This is a genomic window from Bradyrhizobium sp. BR 10261, from assembly GCF_019455395.1.
GTDB lineage: Bacteria > Pseudomonadota > Alphaproteobacteria > Rhizobiales > Xanthobacteraceae > Bradyrhizobium > Bradyrhizobium manausense.
Genome location: NZ_JACOFQ010000007.1, coordinates 40,001 through 54,844 on the forward strand (window position 1 = coordinate 40,001; position 14,844 = coordinate 54,844).

Below are 14,844 nucleotides of genomic sequence, written 5' to 3' on the forward strand. Positions count from 1 at the left end.
CTCTGCCACCTGCATCCAGGCCAGCGATTCGTTGCGATAGGCTGACAGGCTCGCATACATCTTGCCGAAATGCGGATTGCTCTTGGCGAGATCGGCGTAGATCTCGCTGGCCGCGCTGTAGCATCCCTCCAGCACATCCTGCGGGAACGGCTTCAGGATCGCGCCGGCCACCAGCAGCCGCTTGAGCGCCGGCGGATTGACGGCATCGTACTTGCCGGTCACCCAGGTGAAGGCGTCACGCGAGGCGCTCTCGACCGCGGCCCGATAGTGCTTCGGCAGCGCGTTCCACTTGTCGAGATTCATGATGTTGTGGCCCTGGCCCGTGCCCTCCCACCAGCCGGGATAATAGTAGAACTTGGCGACCTTCACGAAGCCGAGCTTCTCGTCGTCATAGGGGCCGACCCATTCGGCTGCGTCGATCGTGCCCTTTTCCAGCGCCGGATAGATGTCGCCGCCGGCAATCTGCTGCGGCACGCCGCCGACCTTGGCGATGATGGTGCCGGCAAAGCCGCCGACCCGGAATTTCAGGCCCTGCAGGTCCGCCATCGACTTGATCTCTTTCCGGAACCAGCCGCCCATCTGGGCGCCGGTCGATCCGGTCGGGATGCCGATGATGTTGTGCTCCTTGAGCAGATCGTTGATCAGGTCCTGGCCGCCGCCCCATTGCAGCCAGGAAATATGCTGGCGCGTGTTCAGCCCGAACGGCAGCGCCGTGCCGAAGGTGAAGGCGGGGTTCTTGCCCCAGTAATAGTACAGCGCGGTGTTGCCGATCTCGACTGTGCCGTTCGAGACCGCGTCGAGCACCTGCAGGCCCGGGACGATCTCACCGGCCGCGAACGGCTGGATCTGGAAACGGTTGTCGGTGATCTCGGCGACGCGCTTGCAGAAATATTCGCAGCCGCCATAAAGCGTATCGAGTGCCTTCGGCCAGCTCGCGGCGAGCCGCCATCGCACCTCCGGCATCGATTGCGCGATCGCCGGCGCAGCGACTGCACTTGCGGCCAGGCCCAATCCGCCTGCCGTCAGGAATTTACGACGTTCCATGCATTTCCCCTCTCTGTGGTGTCGAGAGCTCGACGAGGGATCGCGATCTTGTCGTCGCTTTGGTCTTCGCCGGCGCCCGACGTGTGTCCGAAATTCAGAATTCCGGATCGCGGTCAGGATGACCAAAGCAAACCAGCAAATCAAGCGCACTTTGGTCGCCCCGGCGATCGCCCCGTTTTGCCGGCGCCCGTCGATGCTGCGCTGCGAACGCCGCTTCCGTGATTTTGCGGGTCTTCACTGCCAGGGCCAGGGAAGAGAGGCGGCTGCCTTGAAGAACGGCAGATGATGCCCGGATGAATCCGAGCTCCCAAATTGCAAAATTCAAGAGCTCGGGGCATCCTCAATCCATGATTTTGATTTTCATTCTCGGAGCCATCATTGCCGCCGTAGCGCTGACCGAACGGAGCGTTGAACATCTGCCGTTTGCGGTCGCAGCTCTTCTTTTCAATGCAGCCCTGCTGCTGGTATTTGTTGCCGATGTCGAGCGAGCGATCCTACTGTCCGGCCTGCTGGCCGTGGCGATATCAGGCATCTCCTCAGTGAAATTCGACCACAGCGCGCTCAAGCTGACTGTTTCCGATTTGCCGCTGGCGTTTGCGGGCACGGTCCCGTTTTTTGTCCTGCAATACCCACGCATGATGCTGGGTGTTCTGGCAGCAGGCGCGCTGTTCGCCTTCGCCTCTAGCGCGGTTCTGCTCTATGGCGCGGGTTCTCCCATTCCCGTCACGCCTCGCGTTCTCTTGCTCCTGCTTGCGCTCATCGGCTTTGCCAAGGCTTCCGCGTCAAAGGGCGTTACGTCTTTGCGGCTCACTCTGACCCAAGGGCGGTGCTTCTACTCAACCTTCATGGCCTCGCTGGTCGACCCCGCTTGCTGGCGACAGTTCGGTGCGTTGGCGCTGAGCGATATCGCCAACGAACCACTGCCCTTGCGGGAGGCCATGCCGGCGCGCTCCGCCTGTTCTCCCGACATCATCGTCATCCAGCACGAGTCCGTCTTCGACCCGCGCATTTTCGGCCTTCCGGTCGATCCAGCAGTCGAAGCCTTCCTGTCCCCGCCAGATGCGGAATTTGGCGGCCTGAACGTCGACATCTTCGGCGGAGGATCGTGGCAATCCGAATTCAGCCTGCTGACCGGCCTCTCAAGTGCCAGCTTCGGTTCAAGCGCCTACTATCTCTTCAAGAAGGGCGCCGGCCGCTTTCATAGCAGCCTGCCGCGTTCGTTGGCCTCGCTCGGCTACCACTCGACATTGATATCCAGCTGTCGCCGCGGATTTCTCAGCTACGATAAATTCTACAGTTCGATCGGCATCGACGACCGCATCTTCGTCGATGAACTTCCCCCGCCGTTCGATCTCAGGCGTTTCGAGGCAACAAATTCCGACGCGGTGTTTCTGGATGCGGTCATCGCTGCGTATGCCAAGAGGGTCGCTCACGACCCGACGCCGAGATTTCTCTATGCGCTGACCAACTTCAATCACGGTCCGCACAGCAGACAGCTTGTGCCCTCAGGCCATTTCGAGAGGGAACGCGCCTTTGCCATGGCCAGCCTCCCTAATGCCGGATATGCCGAGTACTACACGCGACTGGCAGAGACCGCGTCAGCCTGGCAAACCGCCAGAGCCAGGCTGGCCAGCAGCTTCCCTGACCGGCCTGTTCTCATCGTGCATTACGGCGATCATCAACCCGTGCTGACGAAACAGATCGATCGACAGCTGAAACGGCCGGCAGACGGGCGGAGCCCTTTTCGTACCTTCTACGCGATAGAAGCCCTCAATATCCCTCACTTCAGCCCCGGACCAGGCGCCGACCTCGATATCGCCTTCCTTGGTACTGTCGCGTTGCAACGGGCGGGCCTTGCGCTTGATCCGATATTCGCCACCCGTGCGAGCTTGATGGATGATTGCCGGGAAGCCTACTTCGCCTCAAGCTCCGAACGGAAACGCCGTTTCCATCGCACGCTCGTGGATCTGGGCCTGATCGATCTGATGCCGAGGACGAGGCGCGCGCTCAGGTCGCTCAAACCTCACATGTGATAGCGTTTGGCGCTCGTTCAGCTTCGATCCAAAAGCTCGCGAATCTTCAGCGCCAGCCTCGCCTGAGTGACGGGCTTTTCCAGCAGTTCGACGCCCTCGTCGAGCCGCCCCTGGTGAACGACGGCGTTGCGCGAGTAACCCGTCATGTAGAGAATCCTGAGTTTGGGCCTGAGCTGCTGCGCGCGCCGTCCCAGATCGCGACCGTTGATGCCGGGCATGACGACATCGGTCAGCAGCAGATCGACCTGCTGATCTTCCTGCAACAAAATGGTCAAAGCGGCCTGCGCGCTGCTGGCAGACAAAACCCGATAATTGAGATCCCGCAGGACGTCCGAAACGTAGGTCCTGAGATCGGCATCATCTTCGACGATGAGAATGGTCTCGACAGCGTCGCCTTCCGATACCAACTCATCCGCTTGCTCAGAACTTGGCTGCGCACTGCCCGCGTAGCGCGGGAAATACATCTTGATGCTCGTGCCTTCCCCGACCTCGCTGTAGATCTTCACATGTCCGCCCGACTGCTTGACGAAACCATAGACCTGGCTCAGTCCGAGCCCGGTCCCCTGCCCAGGCTCCTTGGTCGTGAAGAACGGCTCGAATGCGTGATTGAGGACCTCCGGCGTCATGCCGGAGCCGGTATCGCTCACGCTGATGACGACATATTGGCCGGCCGCGAGCTCCGGGTTGGCGCGCGAATAGTCCTCGTCAGCGGAGACATTGGCGGCCTCGATGGTCAGCTTCCCGCCGTCAGGCATCGCATCGCGGGCATTGATCGCAAGGTTGACGATCGTCGATTCCAGATGGTTCACGTCCGCTTCGATCTGCCAAAGGCCGGCGCCGCCGACCGTCTGCACCTCGATGCGTTCACCCAAAGTGCGCTGAAGGAACTCCTGCAGGCCACTCAGGAAGCCGTTGAGGTTGATCGGCTTGGGGTCGAGCGCCTGGCGGCGCGAGAAGGCGAGCAACCGAGATGTCAGCGCGGCGGCCCGCTGAGCGCCACGCTTCGCGTTGGCCAGCGCGCGATGGAGGTTTGGTCCGCCGACGTTGCGGCTGTTGCGCTCCGCATTCTCAAGGTTTCCCAGCACGATCATCAGAAGATTGTTGAAGTCATGCGCGATGCCTCCGCTGAGCTGTCCGACCGCCTCGAGCTTCTGGGATGCAACGAGTTGCTCCTGGACCCGCTGCAGCTCCTCCTGGGCTTGCTTCCGCTCGGTGAGATCACGCGTGACTTTCGCAAAGCCGATAATCGTGCCGCTCTCGTCGGTAATCCTGTCGATGACGACCGAGGCCCAGAAGCGCGTGCCGTCCTTGCGCAAGCGCCAGCCCTCGGCTTCGAACCGTCCTTTCTCGGCGGCCTCCTTCAGCGCCAGTTTCGGCACTCCCTTTTCAAGATCCTCGGGCGTGTAGAAGGTGCTGAAATGCCGGCCGATGATCTCCTCCGGCCGATAACCCTTGATGCGCTCGGCTCCGGGATTCCAGGTCGCGACATGTCCGGAGGGATCGAGTTGAAAAATCGCGTAGTCGACGACGGCTTCGACGAGCCGGCGATATCGTCGTTCGCTTTCCAAGAGGTCGTTATGGGCCTGCTGCCGCTCGGTGATGTCTCTCGTCACCTTCGCGAACCCGATCAGACCGCCTTCCTCGTCACGGATGGCGTCAAGAACGACGAGCGCCCAGAAGCGGCTGCCATCTTTTCTGACGCGCCAGCCTTCAGTGGCAAAGCGTCCCGTCTCCGCGGCAGTTGCCAGCGCCTTGGTCGGTAAACCCTTCTGCCGATCTTCAGGCGTGTAAAAGGTCGAAAAAGGCTTCCCTATGATCTCATGGGCGGCATAGCCCTTGAGGCGTTCAGCGCCCTTGTTCCAGGTCCTGACGCGGCCATCGGTATCCAGCATGAAGATGGCGTAGTCGATGATCCCGTTGATCAGCAACTCAAGGCTTTGGGGATCCGCGGCGGCGGTTGTTTTCATTCAACGAGAACTCAGAAGGCGGAACGGGGTTAATTCCCAACCGCATGAGAGGTTCCCGCGCAACCAACGATCCGGCTGGTCGGATCGCTCGGGAGAACCCGTTTGTGAGCTTCAGCCGAGCGCCAGCGGATCCGCATCCTCCCGACGACTCCTGGCTATGTCGCGAACGCCGCCTCCATCGCCTTCCGTGTCTTGATCGCCTCGCTATTGGCGTCGAACTCGACGTCGCTCCAGCGCACGATCTCGCCATGGGCGACGTCGTGCTTCAGCTTGAGACGATGGGCGAGGCCAATCGGCAGGGCGCCTGCCTTGAGGCTCGCGGCCGCCGGCACCAGCTTGCCCCACACGGTGTAGCCGCCTTCGCCGTCGAGCATCTCGCCGGCGCGCAAATTGCGCTTGGTCACGCAGGCGACATCGCCGCGGAAGCCGAAAGGCTGCCCGGTCGGCTCGCCGCGCAGCGCCGCCGACAGCACCGAAATGTTCAGCTCGAGCCCGATCAGATGATAGGGCTTGTACATCGCTGCAAAGCGGCCGCTGGCATCGGTCTTCAGGCCATATTGCCTGAAACAGTCGGCGGCGTAATCGTTCGGCGCCTCCAGAACGACATAGACGCCCCAGCGCAAATCGCGAAACACCGGCCGGCCGTCGCGCTCCAGCGAGGAGACCACTTCGACGACGCCTGAGCGCTCCAGCACGCCACCGCGCGACCGCGGTCGCATGATGTGCGGCAAATCGTCGACGCCGCAGGGCGGAAACAGAAGTCCCTCCGAGGGCACGTCGAGGGCGCAGGCATTGGCAATCGCGGCCATCTCGATCGCCGATTTGGTGCCGTCGAGGAAGGAGTTGAACATCTGCGGGTTCATGCCGGCCGACTGTGCTTCGCCGGCGGTGAGACCATAATGCTGCCAGACGCCGTCAGGTGTCACGTCGTGATACGCGGGCAGATATTTCGTGCCCTTGCCGGCGGCGACGACGCGAAAACCCGTGGCGCGCGCCCAGTCGACCATCTCCGCCGTCAGCGCCGGCTGGTCACCATAGGCGAGCGAATAGACCACGCCCGCCTTGCGCGCCTCCTCGGCAAGCAACGGGCCGGCGAGCACGTCCGCCTCGACATTCACCATCACGATGTGCTTGCCCGCCGCGATCGCGGCGCGCGCATGGCGGATGCCGACGGCTGGATTGCCGGTCGCCTCCACCACCACATCCATCGCGCCGCCGGCGATCGCACGCGCGCCGTCATCGGTGAAAACGGTTGCGGCGATCCGCTCGGCGCTCCAGCCGACAGTGCGGCAGGCCTCGCGCGCGTGCTCGCGGTCGATGTCGACGATAACAGGCACCTCCAGTCCCGGCGTGTGCGGCACCTGCGCCAGAAACATCGAGCCGAATTTGCCGGCGCCGATCAGCGCGACACGGACAGGCTTGCCGGCGGATGCGCGGGCTTGCAGGAGGCGGAAGAGGTTCATGGGGATTTTTCCGGAGATGCAGAAGTTCGTGAACTGCGCGCCTTTATCCGCTCGTCATGGCCGGGCTTGACCCGGCCATCCACGTCTTTGGTCGCGGCAGGAAGAACGTGGATGCCCGGGACAAGCCCGGGCATGACGACCAGGGATGTTACACGAGTTAATTCACTCCGCCGCCTGTCGCGGTGCCCGCGCCAGCCGCACCAGTGCATCATCATCCACCGTCTTGATCGGCGTGAAATCGCGATGGGCGATATACTCGGGTCGCGTCGGGTTACGGATGTAGTTCGAGACCGCGTTCAGGGTCAGGTACACGATCTTGCGCGGGTAGGGCGTGATGTTGCCGCTCGAGCCGTGCACCAGATTGCCGTGGAACATCAGCATGCCGCCGGGCTTGCCGGTGGGCGCGACAATGCCGCCCTGCTTGACGAGGCGCGTCACCGTGTCCTCGTCCAGCGTCCACAGCGGGTACGACGTCGTGGCGAGGTCGTGCGAAGCCTCGAGATCGCCGGCATTCTGGCTGCGTGGCACCAGCATCAAGGGGCCGTTGATCGGCATCACCTCGTCGAGGAAGATCGCAATGTTCATCGCGCGCGGCTCCGGCATGCCGTCGTCGCGCTTCCAGGTGCCGTAATCCTGGTGCCACTGCCAGACGTCGCCGGTGAAGGCCGATTTCGCGTTGATCTTGAACTGGTGCATGTAGACAGGCTCGCCGAACACCTGCTCGACCGGCTCGATCATGCGCGGATGCTTGGCCAGGATGCGGAACGCCTCGTTGTAGAGATGCGCGGCAAACGCCGTGCGCGGCGCGCCGCTCTTTTCGCGCCAGACCTCGGGCCGGTTGGCGCCGTAAATGCCGACCGCCTCGCGCGCCAGGAGATCGACCTCTTCCTGGGTAAACAGTTCGGGCAGAAACAGCCAGCCCTCGCGGTGGAAGAACTCCAATTGCTCCTGGGACAGTTTCATGGGTCGTCCTCCTGTTTTTGTCGTTCTGTTTATTGTTGTCATTCCGGGGCGCGACGAAATCGCGAGCCCGGAATCCATTGATCTACATCCCTGTCGCCCGATGGATTCCGGGCTCACGCTTCGCGTGCCGCGGAATGACGGCGGGCTTGGCTTCGAGAGGGATCACCAGCGGCTCCGAAGGGAATATGGAATTCGTATTCAACGATATCGCTGGAGGGAAGGCAGTCAATCATTGGCGGTTTTGGTTTACGTAAGCCTTTGATTTTATTGATGCCGTCTCCTGTGCATGGGGTTGTTTTTGAAGTTGTGAAACAGAGCCGGCCGCCTACTCCGCCAAAAACCGATCCACCACTTCGCAGAACTCCAGCGGTGCCTGCTCGAACATCCAGTGTCCGGCATTCGGGATCACCGCCGTCTTGGCGCCCGCGATGTGCTCCGCCAGCACGCGCCACATCACCGACAGACTTCCCGTCGTTGCGCCGCCGCCGATCAACAGCGTCGGCGTCTTGATCGCCTGCGCATCGCTGCGCGTGTAGGGCCGGCGCTGCTCGTTGATCTGGCCGAGGAAGGTCAGCGTGTTGTCGCGCAATTGCTGCTTTGCCGCCGCCGGTACCCGCCGCCACGAGCCGTCGCCTTCGATACCCTCATAGAAGTTTTGCAGCGCGCCTTCGATGTCGCCGGCATGGATCATCTCGACCGAGCGTGTCGTCTTGGCCGCGAGCGGTGGATACGCCGGCGTGCCTTCCGGCAGCGGCAGGCTGGCGTCGATATCGCCGCCCGGCTCGGCCAGCACCAGTTTGCGCAACAGATCGGGCCGCGCCTGTGCGAGGCGAAACGCGATGTGCCCGCCGCGCGAATGGCCCATCAGGTCGACCGGGCCCGGCTTGACCTGCTCGATGAAGGCCATCACGTCAGAGACGTGCTGCGCCATCTTGTAGTCGTCACCGACGGCATCCCAATGTTCAGGGAAGAAATGCCGCAGGCTGACTGCGATCACACGATGATTTTTCGACAGCGGGCCGAGCACCGAATACCAGGTACGGAAATCCCCGAGTGTGCCGTGCACGCAGACCAGCGGATGGCCCTCGCCGACTTCGAGATAGGCCATGTCGTAACCGTTGACGCGAAAGCTCTGCATGATCAGCTCGCCAGAAAGTCCAGGACGACTTCGGAATATTTCTGCGGCGCCTGCTCGAACATCGGATGCGTCGCGTTCGGGATGATCGCCGTCCTGGAGTAGGGCACGTGCGCCGCGAGCGCGTGCAGCACCTTCGGCAGCAGGCCCTTGGTCCGCGCGCCCAGGATGAACAGCGTCTGCATTTTGATGGATTCAGCATCCGCCTTCGAGAACGGAGGCCGGTTGTCGCGGACCTGGCCGATCAGCGTATACGCATTGTCGCGCAGATTCTGCTTCACCATCGCGGGCAATCGCGGCCAGGTGCCGGGCCCTTCCAGCGTGTCGACGAACACCGCAAGCCCGCCATCGACATCGCCAGCCGCGATCTTCTCCGCCGAAGCCGTGAACCGCGCCAGCAGCGGCGAAGGCCCGCCGGCATAGTCGGGATCGAGGCTAGCATCGAGCTCGCCGCCGGGCTCGGCCAGCACCAGCCGCCGCAGCAGATCGGGTCGCTGCTGCGCGACGCGGAAGCAGATGTGGCCGCCGCGGGAATGGCCCATCAGATCGACCGGACCGAGGTCCAGCTTCTCGATGAAGGCGACGACATCACTGACATGCTGGGCAATCGAATAGGTGTCGCCGACGCCATCCCACTTTGCCGGGAAGAAGTGCCTCAGGCTGGGGACGATCATCCGATGCCGCTGCGTCAGCGGGCCGAGCACGCAGCCCCAGACGCGGAAGTCGGAGAGCGAGCCATGCACGCAGACCAGCGGCGGCTTGCCCTTGTCTTCGCCCACGTCGAGATAGGGCATGTCGTAACCGTTGACGTGCAGGCTTTGCATTGGGGGCTCGCGAAAGAGGGCGGAACTCCTGTGCAAGATTCCCGGAAACCGGGTGGATCGCAACTATTTCCAAGCCTAGATTTAGGCGGAGAACACAATGGGGGCATGCGAGAAGGACGCAAGCTCAGGAACCAAGTCATGACCGACCAGCATTTCGCCCTGTTCGACACCAGGATCGGCCTCTGCGCCATCGCCTGGGGCCCGCGCGGCATCAACGGCACGCAGCTGCCGATGGGCGGCGAGCAGAAGATCCGCACCCGCATCAGCCAGCGCCATGCCGACGCCACCGAAGTCGAGCCGACGCCTGAGGTGCAGCACGCCATCGACCGCATGACAAAACTGCTCGCGGGCGAGCACGACGACCTCACCGATATCGAGCTCGATCTCGACGGCGTGCCCGAATTCAACCGCGGCGTCTACGAGATCGCCCGCGCCATCCCGCCCGGCAAGACCATCACCTATGGCGACATCGCCAAGCAATTGGGCGGCGTGCAGCTCTCGCGCGACGTCGGCCAGGCGCTCGGCCGCAACCCATGCCCGATCGTCGTGCCCTGCCATCGCGTGCTCGCGGCCGGCAACAAGCCCGGCGGATTCTCGGCAAATGGCGGCGTGGTGACGAAGCTGAAGATGCTCGAGATCGAAGGCGCGCTGGTGAACCACACGCCGAGCCTGTTTGATTGAGGCTGCGGGCACCGACATCGTAGGGTGGGTTAGCCCTGCGGATGTGCGAAGCACATCTGTTCGGCGTAACCCACCACTTCTGTTTCCGCGGAAACAAAAGAGGTGGGTTACGCCTTCGGCTAACCCACCCTACCAATCCCGCTAAATCTTCACCGCTGCCTTCGGCCAATACCGATCGCGCAGATGCCGTTTCACCAGCTTGCCCGTCGGCGTGCGCGGCAGCTCGGCTTCGAAGTCGATCGAGCGCGGGCACTTGATGGCGGAGAGACGCGTCTTGCAATAGGCGATCAGCTCCGCTTCGAGCGCCTTGCCGGCGCGCTTCATGTCGTGCGGCTGCGCCACGGCCTTGACCTCTTCGCCCATCTCCTCGTTCGGCACGCCGAACACGGCGACGTCGGCAATCTCGGGATGGGTGATGAGTACATCCTCGGTCTCCTGCGGGTAGATGTTCACGCCGCCCGAGATGATCATATAGGACTTGCGATCGGTGAGGTAGAGGAAGCCGTCCTCGTCGAGATAACCGACATCGCCGAGCGTTGACCAACCTTTGGCATTGTAGGCTTTCTTCGTCTTCTCCGGATCGTTGTGATACGTGAAGGCGGGCGCGTCGGCAAAATAGACCGTACCGATCTCGCCGACCGGTTCCTCCTCGTCGTTCTCGTCCAGGATCTTGATCTTGCCGACCACGGCGCGGCCGACGCTGCCGCGATGCTCCAGCCATTGCTGCGAATTGCAGACGGTGACGCCGTTGCCTTCCGAGCCCGCGTAATACTCGATCAGGATCGGCCCCCACCATTCGATCATTTTTGCTTTCACGTCGACCGGGCAGGGCGCGGCGGCGTGGATCGCGCCCTTCAGCGTCGAAACGTCGTACTTGGCGCGCACTTCGTCCGGCAGCTTCAGCATGCGTACGAACATGGTCGGTACCAGCTGCGTTTGCGTGACCTTGTACTTCTCGACGAGCTTGAGGAATTCCTCGGCGTCGAAATGCTCCATGATGATCGAGGTGCCGCCGAGCACGATCGCCATCATGTTGAAGCGCAGCGGAGCTGCGTGATAGAGCGGCGCCGGCGACAGATAGGTGCTCTCGGCGTTCATGCCGCACATGTCGGCGCAGAGCACCCGCAGGAACGCGTTCGGCACGTCGATCTTGTTGCCCTCGAAGGCCTTCTTGATTCCCTTGGGCCGACCCGTCGTACCCGACGAATACAGCATGTCGTAGCCGGCGACCTCGTCCGCGATCGGCGTGGTCGGCTGCGCCGCGGCTTCCTTGTCGTAGGAGCGGAAGCCGGGCAGCGGTTCGTCGACCATGTAGAAGATGGGCTCGCCCGGCTTGCCCTTGACCAGGTCCTTGATCTGCTCGGCGCATTTCGGCGTGGTGATCACGACCTTGGCGCCGCAATCGCCGATGATGTAGTCGATCTCGTCCTGCTTCAGATAGCGGCTGATCGCGGTGTAATAGAGCCCGCTGCGTTGCGCCGCCCAGCAGATCTCCATGAAGGCGAGGCGGTTTTCCATCAGCAACGCGATGTGATCGCCGGCCTTCAGTCCCAGCGAGCGGAACAGCTGCGCACCCTGGTTCGAGAGCTCGTCGAGTTCGCGATAGGTGATCGCCTTGCCGGTCCCGGCCATCTGGTAGGCGATCTTGTCGGGCGTGGTCTTTGCGTACATGGACGGATGGGTCACGGTCGAGTTCTCACGCCAAATACAATAACGGTGTCATCCCGGCCTAGTGCGCAATTGCGCACCAGACCGGGACGTCACTGTCAATGCCGCAGCCTACAGCCGCTCCACGATCGTCACATTCGCCATGCCGCCGCCTTCGCACATGGTCTGCAGACCATAGCGCTTGCCGCGCTGGTGCAGGGCGTGAACCAGCGTCGTCATCAGCTTGGTGCCGGAGCCGCCGAGCGGATGGCCGAGCGCGATGGCGCCGCCGTTGACGTTGAGACGCTCCGGATCGGCGCCGGTGGTCTTCAGCCACGCGGTCGGCACCGAGGCGAAGGCCTCGTTGACCTCGAACAGGTCGATGTCGTCGATCGTCATGCCGGCCTTATCCAGCGCCTTCTTGGTGGCGTGCAGGGGCGCATCGAGCATGATGACGGGATCGCCGCCGGTCATGGTCATGTGGTGGATGCGTGCGAGCGGCTTAACGCCGAGCTGCTTGAGGCCGCGCTCGTTCACCACCATGACGCCGGAGGCGCCGTCGCAGATCTGGCTGGCGCTGGCTGCGGTGAGCTTACCGTTCTCGGCGATCAACTTGACGCCCTTGATGCCCTCGAGCGTGGCATCGAAGCGGATGCCCTCGTCGATGTGGTGGGTATCCTTGGAGCCGTCGGCTCTGACGATCTCGAGCGGCACAATCTCCTTCTTGAAGTGGCCGGCTTGCGTCGCTGCGATCGCACGTTGATGGCTCTGGAACGAATATTCGTCGAGATCATCCTTCGACAGGCCGTACTTCTCGGCCATCATCTCGGCGCCCGTGAACTGGCTGAACACGATGTTCGGATATCTCTTCTCGATGCCCGGGCTCTTGTAATTGCCAAAGCCGTTCTTGGCCGGCAGCTGTGACGACAGGCCCATCGGCACGCGCGTCATCGATTCCACGCCGGCCGCGATTACCACGTCCATCGCGCCGGACATCACGGCTTGCGCGGCGAAGTGCAGTGCCTGCTGCGAGGAGCCGCATTGGCGGTCGATCGAGGTGCCGGGCACGCTTTCCGGCAGCTTCGAGGCCATGATCGCGTTGCGCGCGACGTTGTTGGACTGCTCGCCGACCTGCATCACGCAGCCCATGATCACGTCCTCGACCAGGGCCGGATCAACCTTGGTGCGATCGACCAGCTCGTCCAGCACCTTCGCGGCCAGATCGGCCGGATGCCAGCCGGCGAGGCGGCCCCCCTTGCGCCCGCCGGCGGTCCGCGCAGCGGCGACGATGTATGCCTCGGCCATTTCGGTCTCTCCCAGGATTGTTCTGAATTGGGTTGTGGGGGTTTTAAGGGGTGGGCTATGATTTAGTCAATCGATCAATTAACTCTTGTGGGGAGGCGCTGCTTGGGCTTATCTGCCGCCCGCCTCAAGTGGCGAGAGCAAGGATCTCCGTGAATACCAGCGTACCGAACAGGCTTCCGAGCGGTAAGAATTCCACGGCAGAGAAATTGCTCGTGGCCGCGAGCGAGCTGATGATCGAACGTTCGTCGATCGAGATCTCGCTGTCCGACATAGCCCAGAAATCCGGCGCCAACGCCGCGCTGGTCAAATATCATTTCGGCAACAAGGACGGCCTGCTGCTGGCGCTGCTCGCGCGCGATGCCGCGACCGAAATGTCCAACCTCGAATACCTTCTGGCGCAGCCGATCACGGCGACGGCGAAGCTGAAGCTGCACATCGCCGGCATCATCCGCGCCTATCACCGGTTCCCCTACATGAACCGGCTGATTCACTACCTCCTGCATGAGAGCGAAGCGGGCTCTGCCGACGAAGTGTCGAAGTTTTTCGTCGCGCCACTGCTCGACTTTCACCGCCGGCTGCTCGCTGAAGGCGTCAGCCGCGGCGAGTTTCGTCAGACCGATCCGGTGCTGTTCTACACCAGCCTGATCGGCGCCTGCGATCATCTGTTCTTCGGCCGGCACGCGATGTCTCGCGCGACCGGCGTCGGCCCGGTCACCGACGAAGTCTGCCGGCAATACATCAGGCACATGGAAACGCTCATCTGCGGCGGCATCCTCACGCAAGCCGGGGAAGCTGCTGCGGCCGGATAATCCGGCTGAAACTTTCAAGTCTAGAGAAGAAACGCCAAGCGAAAGGTAGATTGCGATGGAGTTGAAAGACGTAGCCGTTCTCATCACCGGGGGTGGTTCGGGACTCGGTGAAGCCACGGCCCGCGCCATGGCGGCCAAGGGCGCCAAGATCGGCGTGATCGACCAGAACAAGGAGAACGCCGAGAAGGTCGCTGCGGAAGTGAAGGGCGTCGCGCTTCATGCCGACGTCACCAGCGAGGAGCAGATCAAGGCGGCGATCGCGAAGGCGGAAGCCGCGCATGGTGTCGCCCGCGTGCTGATGAACTGCGCCGGCATCGGCGGTTCGCAGCGCATCGTCGGCCGCGACGGCGTCTATCCGCTCGAAAAGTTCGCGCGTATCATCAACGTCAACCTGATCGGCACATTCAACTGCCTGCGTCTGTTCGCCGAGCGCCTTGTCACGATCGAACCCATCGGTGAAGAGCGCGGGGTTATCATCAATACGGCGTCGGTGGCCGCCTATGAAGGCCAGATCGGCCAGATCGCCTATTCGGCCTCGAAAGGCGGGGTTGTCGGTTTGACTTTACCTGCCGCGCGCGACCTCGCCAGCCAGAAGATCCGCGTCAACACCATTGCGCCCGGCCTGTTCTTCACGCCGCTGCTGATGGGGCTGAACGAGGAAGCCCGCAAGAGCCTGGGCGCCCAGGTGCCACATCCCTCGCGCCTCGGCGATGCCAAGGAATACGGCGCGCTCGCCGTGCACATTGTCGAGAACGCGATGCTCAACGGCGAGACCATCCGCCTCGACGGCGCGATCCGTATGGCTCCGCGCTAACTCCGCTGTCGTCCTAGCCCTGTGCGCCATTGCGCGCAGAAGCCAGGACCGATGACCACCGGCGCTCGTGGTTGAGCGCGCTCAATCGGCGCCGGTGGCCAACAACAAAGCCTGTGGTTATGGGTCCTGGATCTGCGCTCGCTTTGCTCGCTTGTCCAG

General features: G+C 62.6%; 13 protein-coding genes (1 of these 13 running past the window's edge). 5 read left to right on the forward strand and 8 right to left on the reverse strand.

The features are described 5' to 3' along the window. Positions 1 to 1,044 carry the 5' portion of a TRAP transporter substrate-binding protein gene (locus tag HYH07_RS09795; RefSeq protein ID WP_220002297.1) on the reverse strand. Its footprint begins 45 nt before the window's first position, so the window shows 1,044 of its 1,089 coding nt (coding positions 1–1,044); its start codon is at positions 1,042 to 1,044; its stop codon lies off the left edge, out of view. 118 nt (positions 1,045 to 1,162) lie between these two features. Between HYH07_RS09795 and HYH07_RS09800 the strand changes: the two genes are divergently transcribed. Together HYH07_RS09800 and HYH07_RS09805 are read left to right on the forward strand one after the other, a co-directional pair. Continuing rightward, the gene (locus HYH07_RS09800) at positions 1,163 to 1,330 is read left to right on the forward strand and encodes a hypothetical protein (protein WP_220002298.1); all 168 of its coding nucleotides are present in this window, start codon (positions 1,163 to 1,165) and stop codon (positions 1,328 to 1,330) included. 7 nt (positions 1,331 to 1,337) lie between these two features. Then, positions 1,338 to 3,077 (forward strand): sulfatase-like hydrolase/transferase, encoded by a 1,740-nt coding sequence (locus HYH07_RS09805; protein ID WP_220002299.1) that lies wholly within the window; start codon positions 1,338 to 1,340, stop codon positions 3,075 to 3,077. Between the two features lie 17 nt (positions 3,078 to 3,094). Here HYH07_RS09805 and HYH07_RS09810 read toward each other — a convergent pair whose 3' ends face one another. From HYH07_RS09810 to HYH07_RS09830, 5 genes are all read right to left on the reverse strand, one after another. Then, positions 3,095 to 5,044 carry a PAS domain-containing sensor histidine kinase gene (locus HYH07_RS09810; protein WP_220002300.1) on the reverse strand — a complete coding sequence of 650 codons (1,950 nt, stop codon included), beginning with the start codon at positions 5,042 to 5,044 and terminating at the stop codon, positions 3,095 to 3,097. A 155-nt stretch (positions 5,045 to 5,199) separates the two neighbouring features. Beyond that, positions 5,200 to 6,507, reverse strand: a complete 1,308-nt coding sequence (locus HYH07_RS09815; RefSeq protein WP_220002301.1) for an NAD(P)H-dependent oxidoreductase — start codon at positions 6,505 to 6,507, stop codon at positions 5,200 to 5,202. Positions 6,508 to 6,669: 162 nt separating this feature from the next. Beyond that, complete coding sequence (locus tag HYH07_RS09820) at positions 6,670 to 7,470, reverse strand: phytanoyl-CoA dioxygenase family protein (RefSeq protein WP_220002302.1); 801 nt, start codon at positions 7,468 to 7,470, stop codon at positions 6,670 to 6,672. A gap of 325 nt (positions 7,471 to 7,795) precedes the next feature. Then, positions 7,796 to 8,608: an alpha/beta fold hydrolase gene (locus HYH07_RS09825; RefSeq protein WP_220002303.1), complete on the reverse strand. Its 813-nt coding sequence runs from the start codon at positions 8,606 to 8,608 to the stop codon at positions 7,796 to 7,798. A gap of 2 nt (positions 8,609 to 8,610) precedes the next feature. After that, positions 8,611 to 9,429 (reverse strand): alpha/beta fold hydrolase, encoded by an 819-nt coding sequence (locus tag HYH07_RS09830; protein WP_220002304.1) that lies wholly within the window; start codon positions 9,427 to 9,429, stop codon positions 8,611 to 8,613. A 138-nt stretch (positions 9,430 to 9,567) separates the two neighbouring features. Between HYH07_RS09830 and HYH07_RS09835 the strand changes: the two genes are divergently transcribed. Further along, positions 9,568 to 10,110 carry a methylated-DNA--[protein]-cysteine S-methyltransferase gene (locus HYH07_RS09835; RefSeq protein ID WP_220002305.1) on the forward strand — a complete coding sequence of 181 codons (543 nt, stop codon included), beginning with the start codon at positions 9,568 to 9,570 and terminating at the stop codon, positions 10,108 to 10,110. A 141-nt stretch (positions 10,111 to 10,251) separates the two neighbouring features. On the opposite strand, the gene HYH07_RS09840 is transcribed toward HYH07_RS09835, so the two are convergent. Beyond that, positions 10,252 to 11,796: an acyl-CoA synthetase gene (locus HYH07_RS09840; protein ID WP_220002306.1), complete on the reverse strand. Its 1,545-nt coding sequence runs from the start codon at positions 11,794 to 11,796 to the stop codon at positions 10,252 to 10,254. A 93-nt stretch (positions 11,797 to 11,889) separates the two neighbouring features. Continuing rightward, positions 11,890 to 13,062 (reverse strand): acetyl-CoA C-acetyltransferase, encoded by a 1,173-nt coding sequence (locus tag HYH07_RS09845; protein ID WP_220002307.1) that lies wholly within the window; start codon positions 13,060 to 13,062, stop codon positions 11,890 to 11,892. A 230-nt stretch (positions 13,063 to 13,292) separates the two neighbouring features. Here HYH07_RS09845 and HYH07_RS09850 point away from each other — a divergent pair, with 230 nt between their 5' ends. Together HYH07_RS09850 and HYH07_RS09855 are read left to right on the forward strand one after the other, a co-directional pair. Next, positions 13,293 to 13,871: a TetR family transcriptional regulator gene (locus HYH07_RS09850; RefSeq protein ID WP_249781124.1), complete on the forward strand. Its 579-nt coding sequence runs from the start codon at positions 13,293 to 13,295 to the stop codon at positions 13,869 to 13,871. 55 nt (positions 13,872 to 13,926) lie between these two features. Then, positions 13,927 to 14,685, forward strand: a complete 759-nt coding sequence (locus tag HYH07_RS09855) for an SDR family NAD(P)-dependent oxidoreductase (protein ID WP_220002309.1) — start codon at positions 13,927 to 13,929, stop codon at positions 14,683 to 14,685. The last annotated feature ends 159 nt before the right edge of the window (positions 14,686 to 14,844 follow it).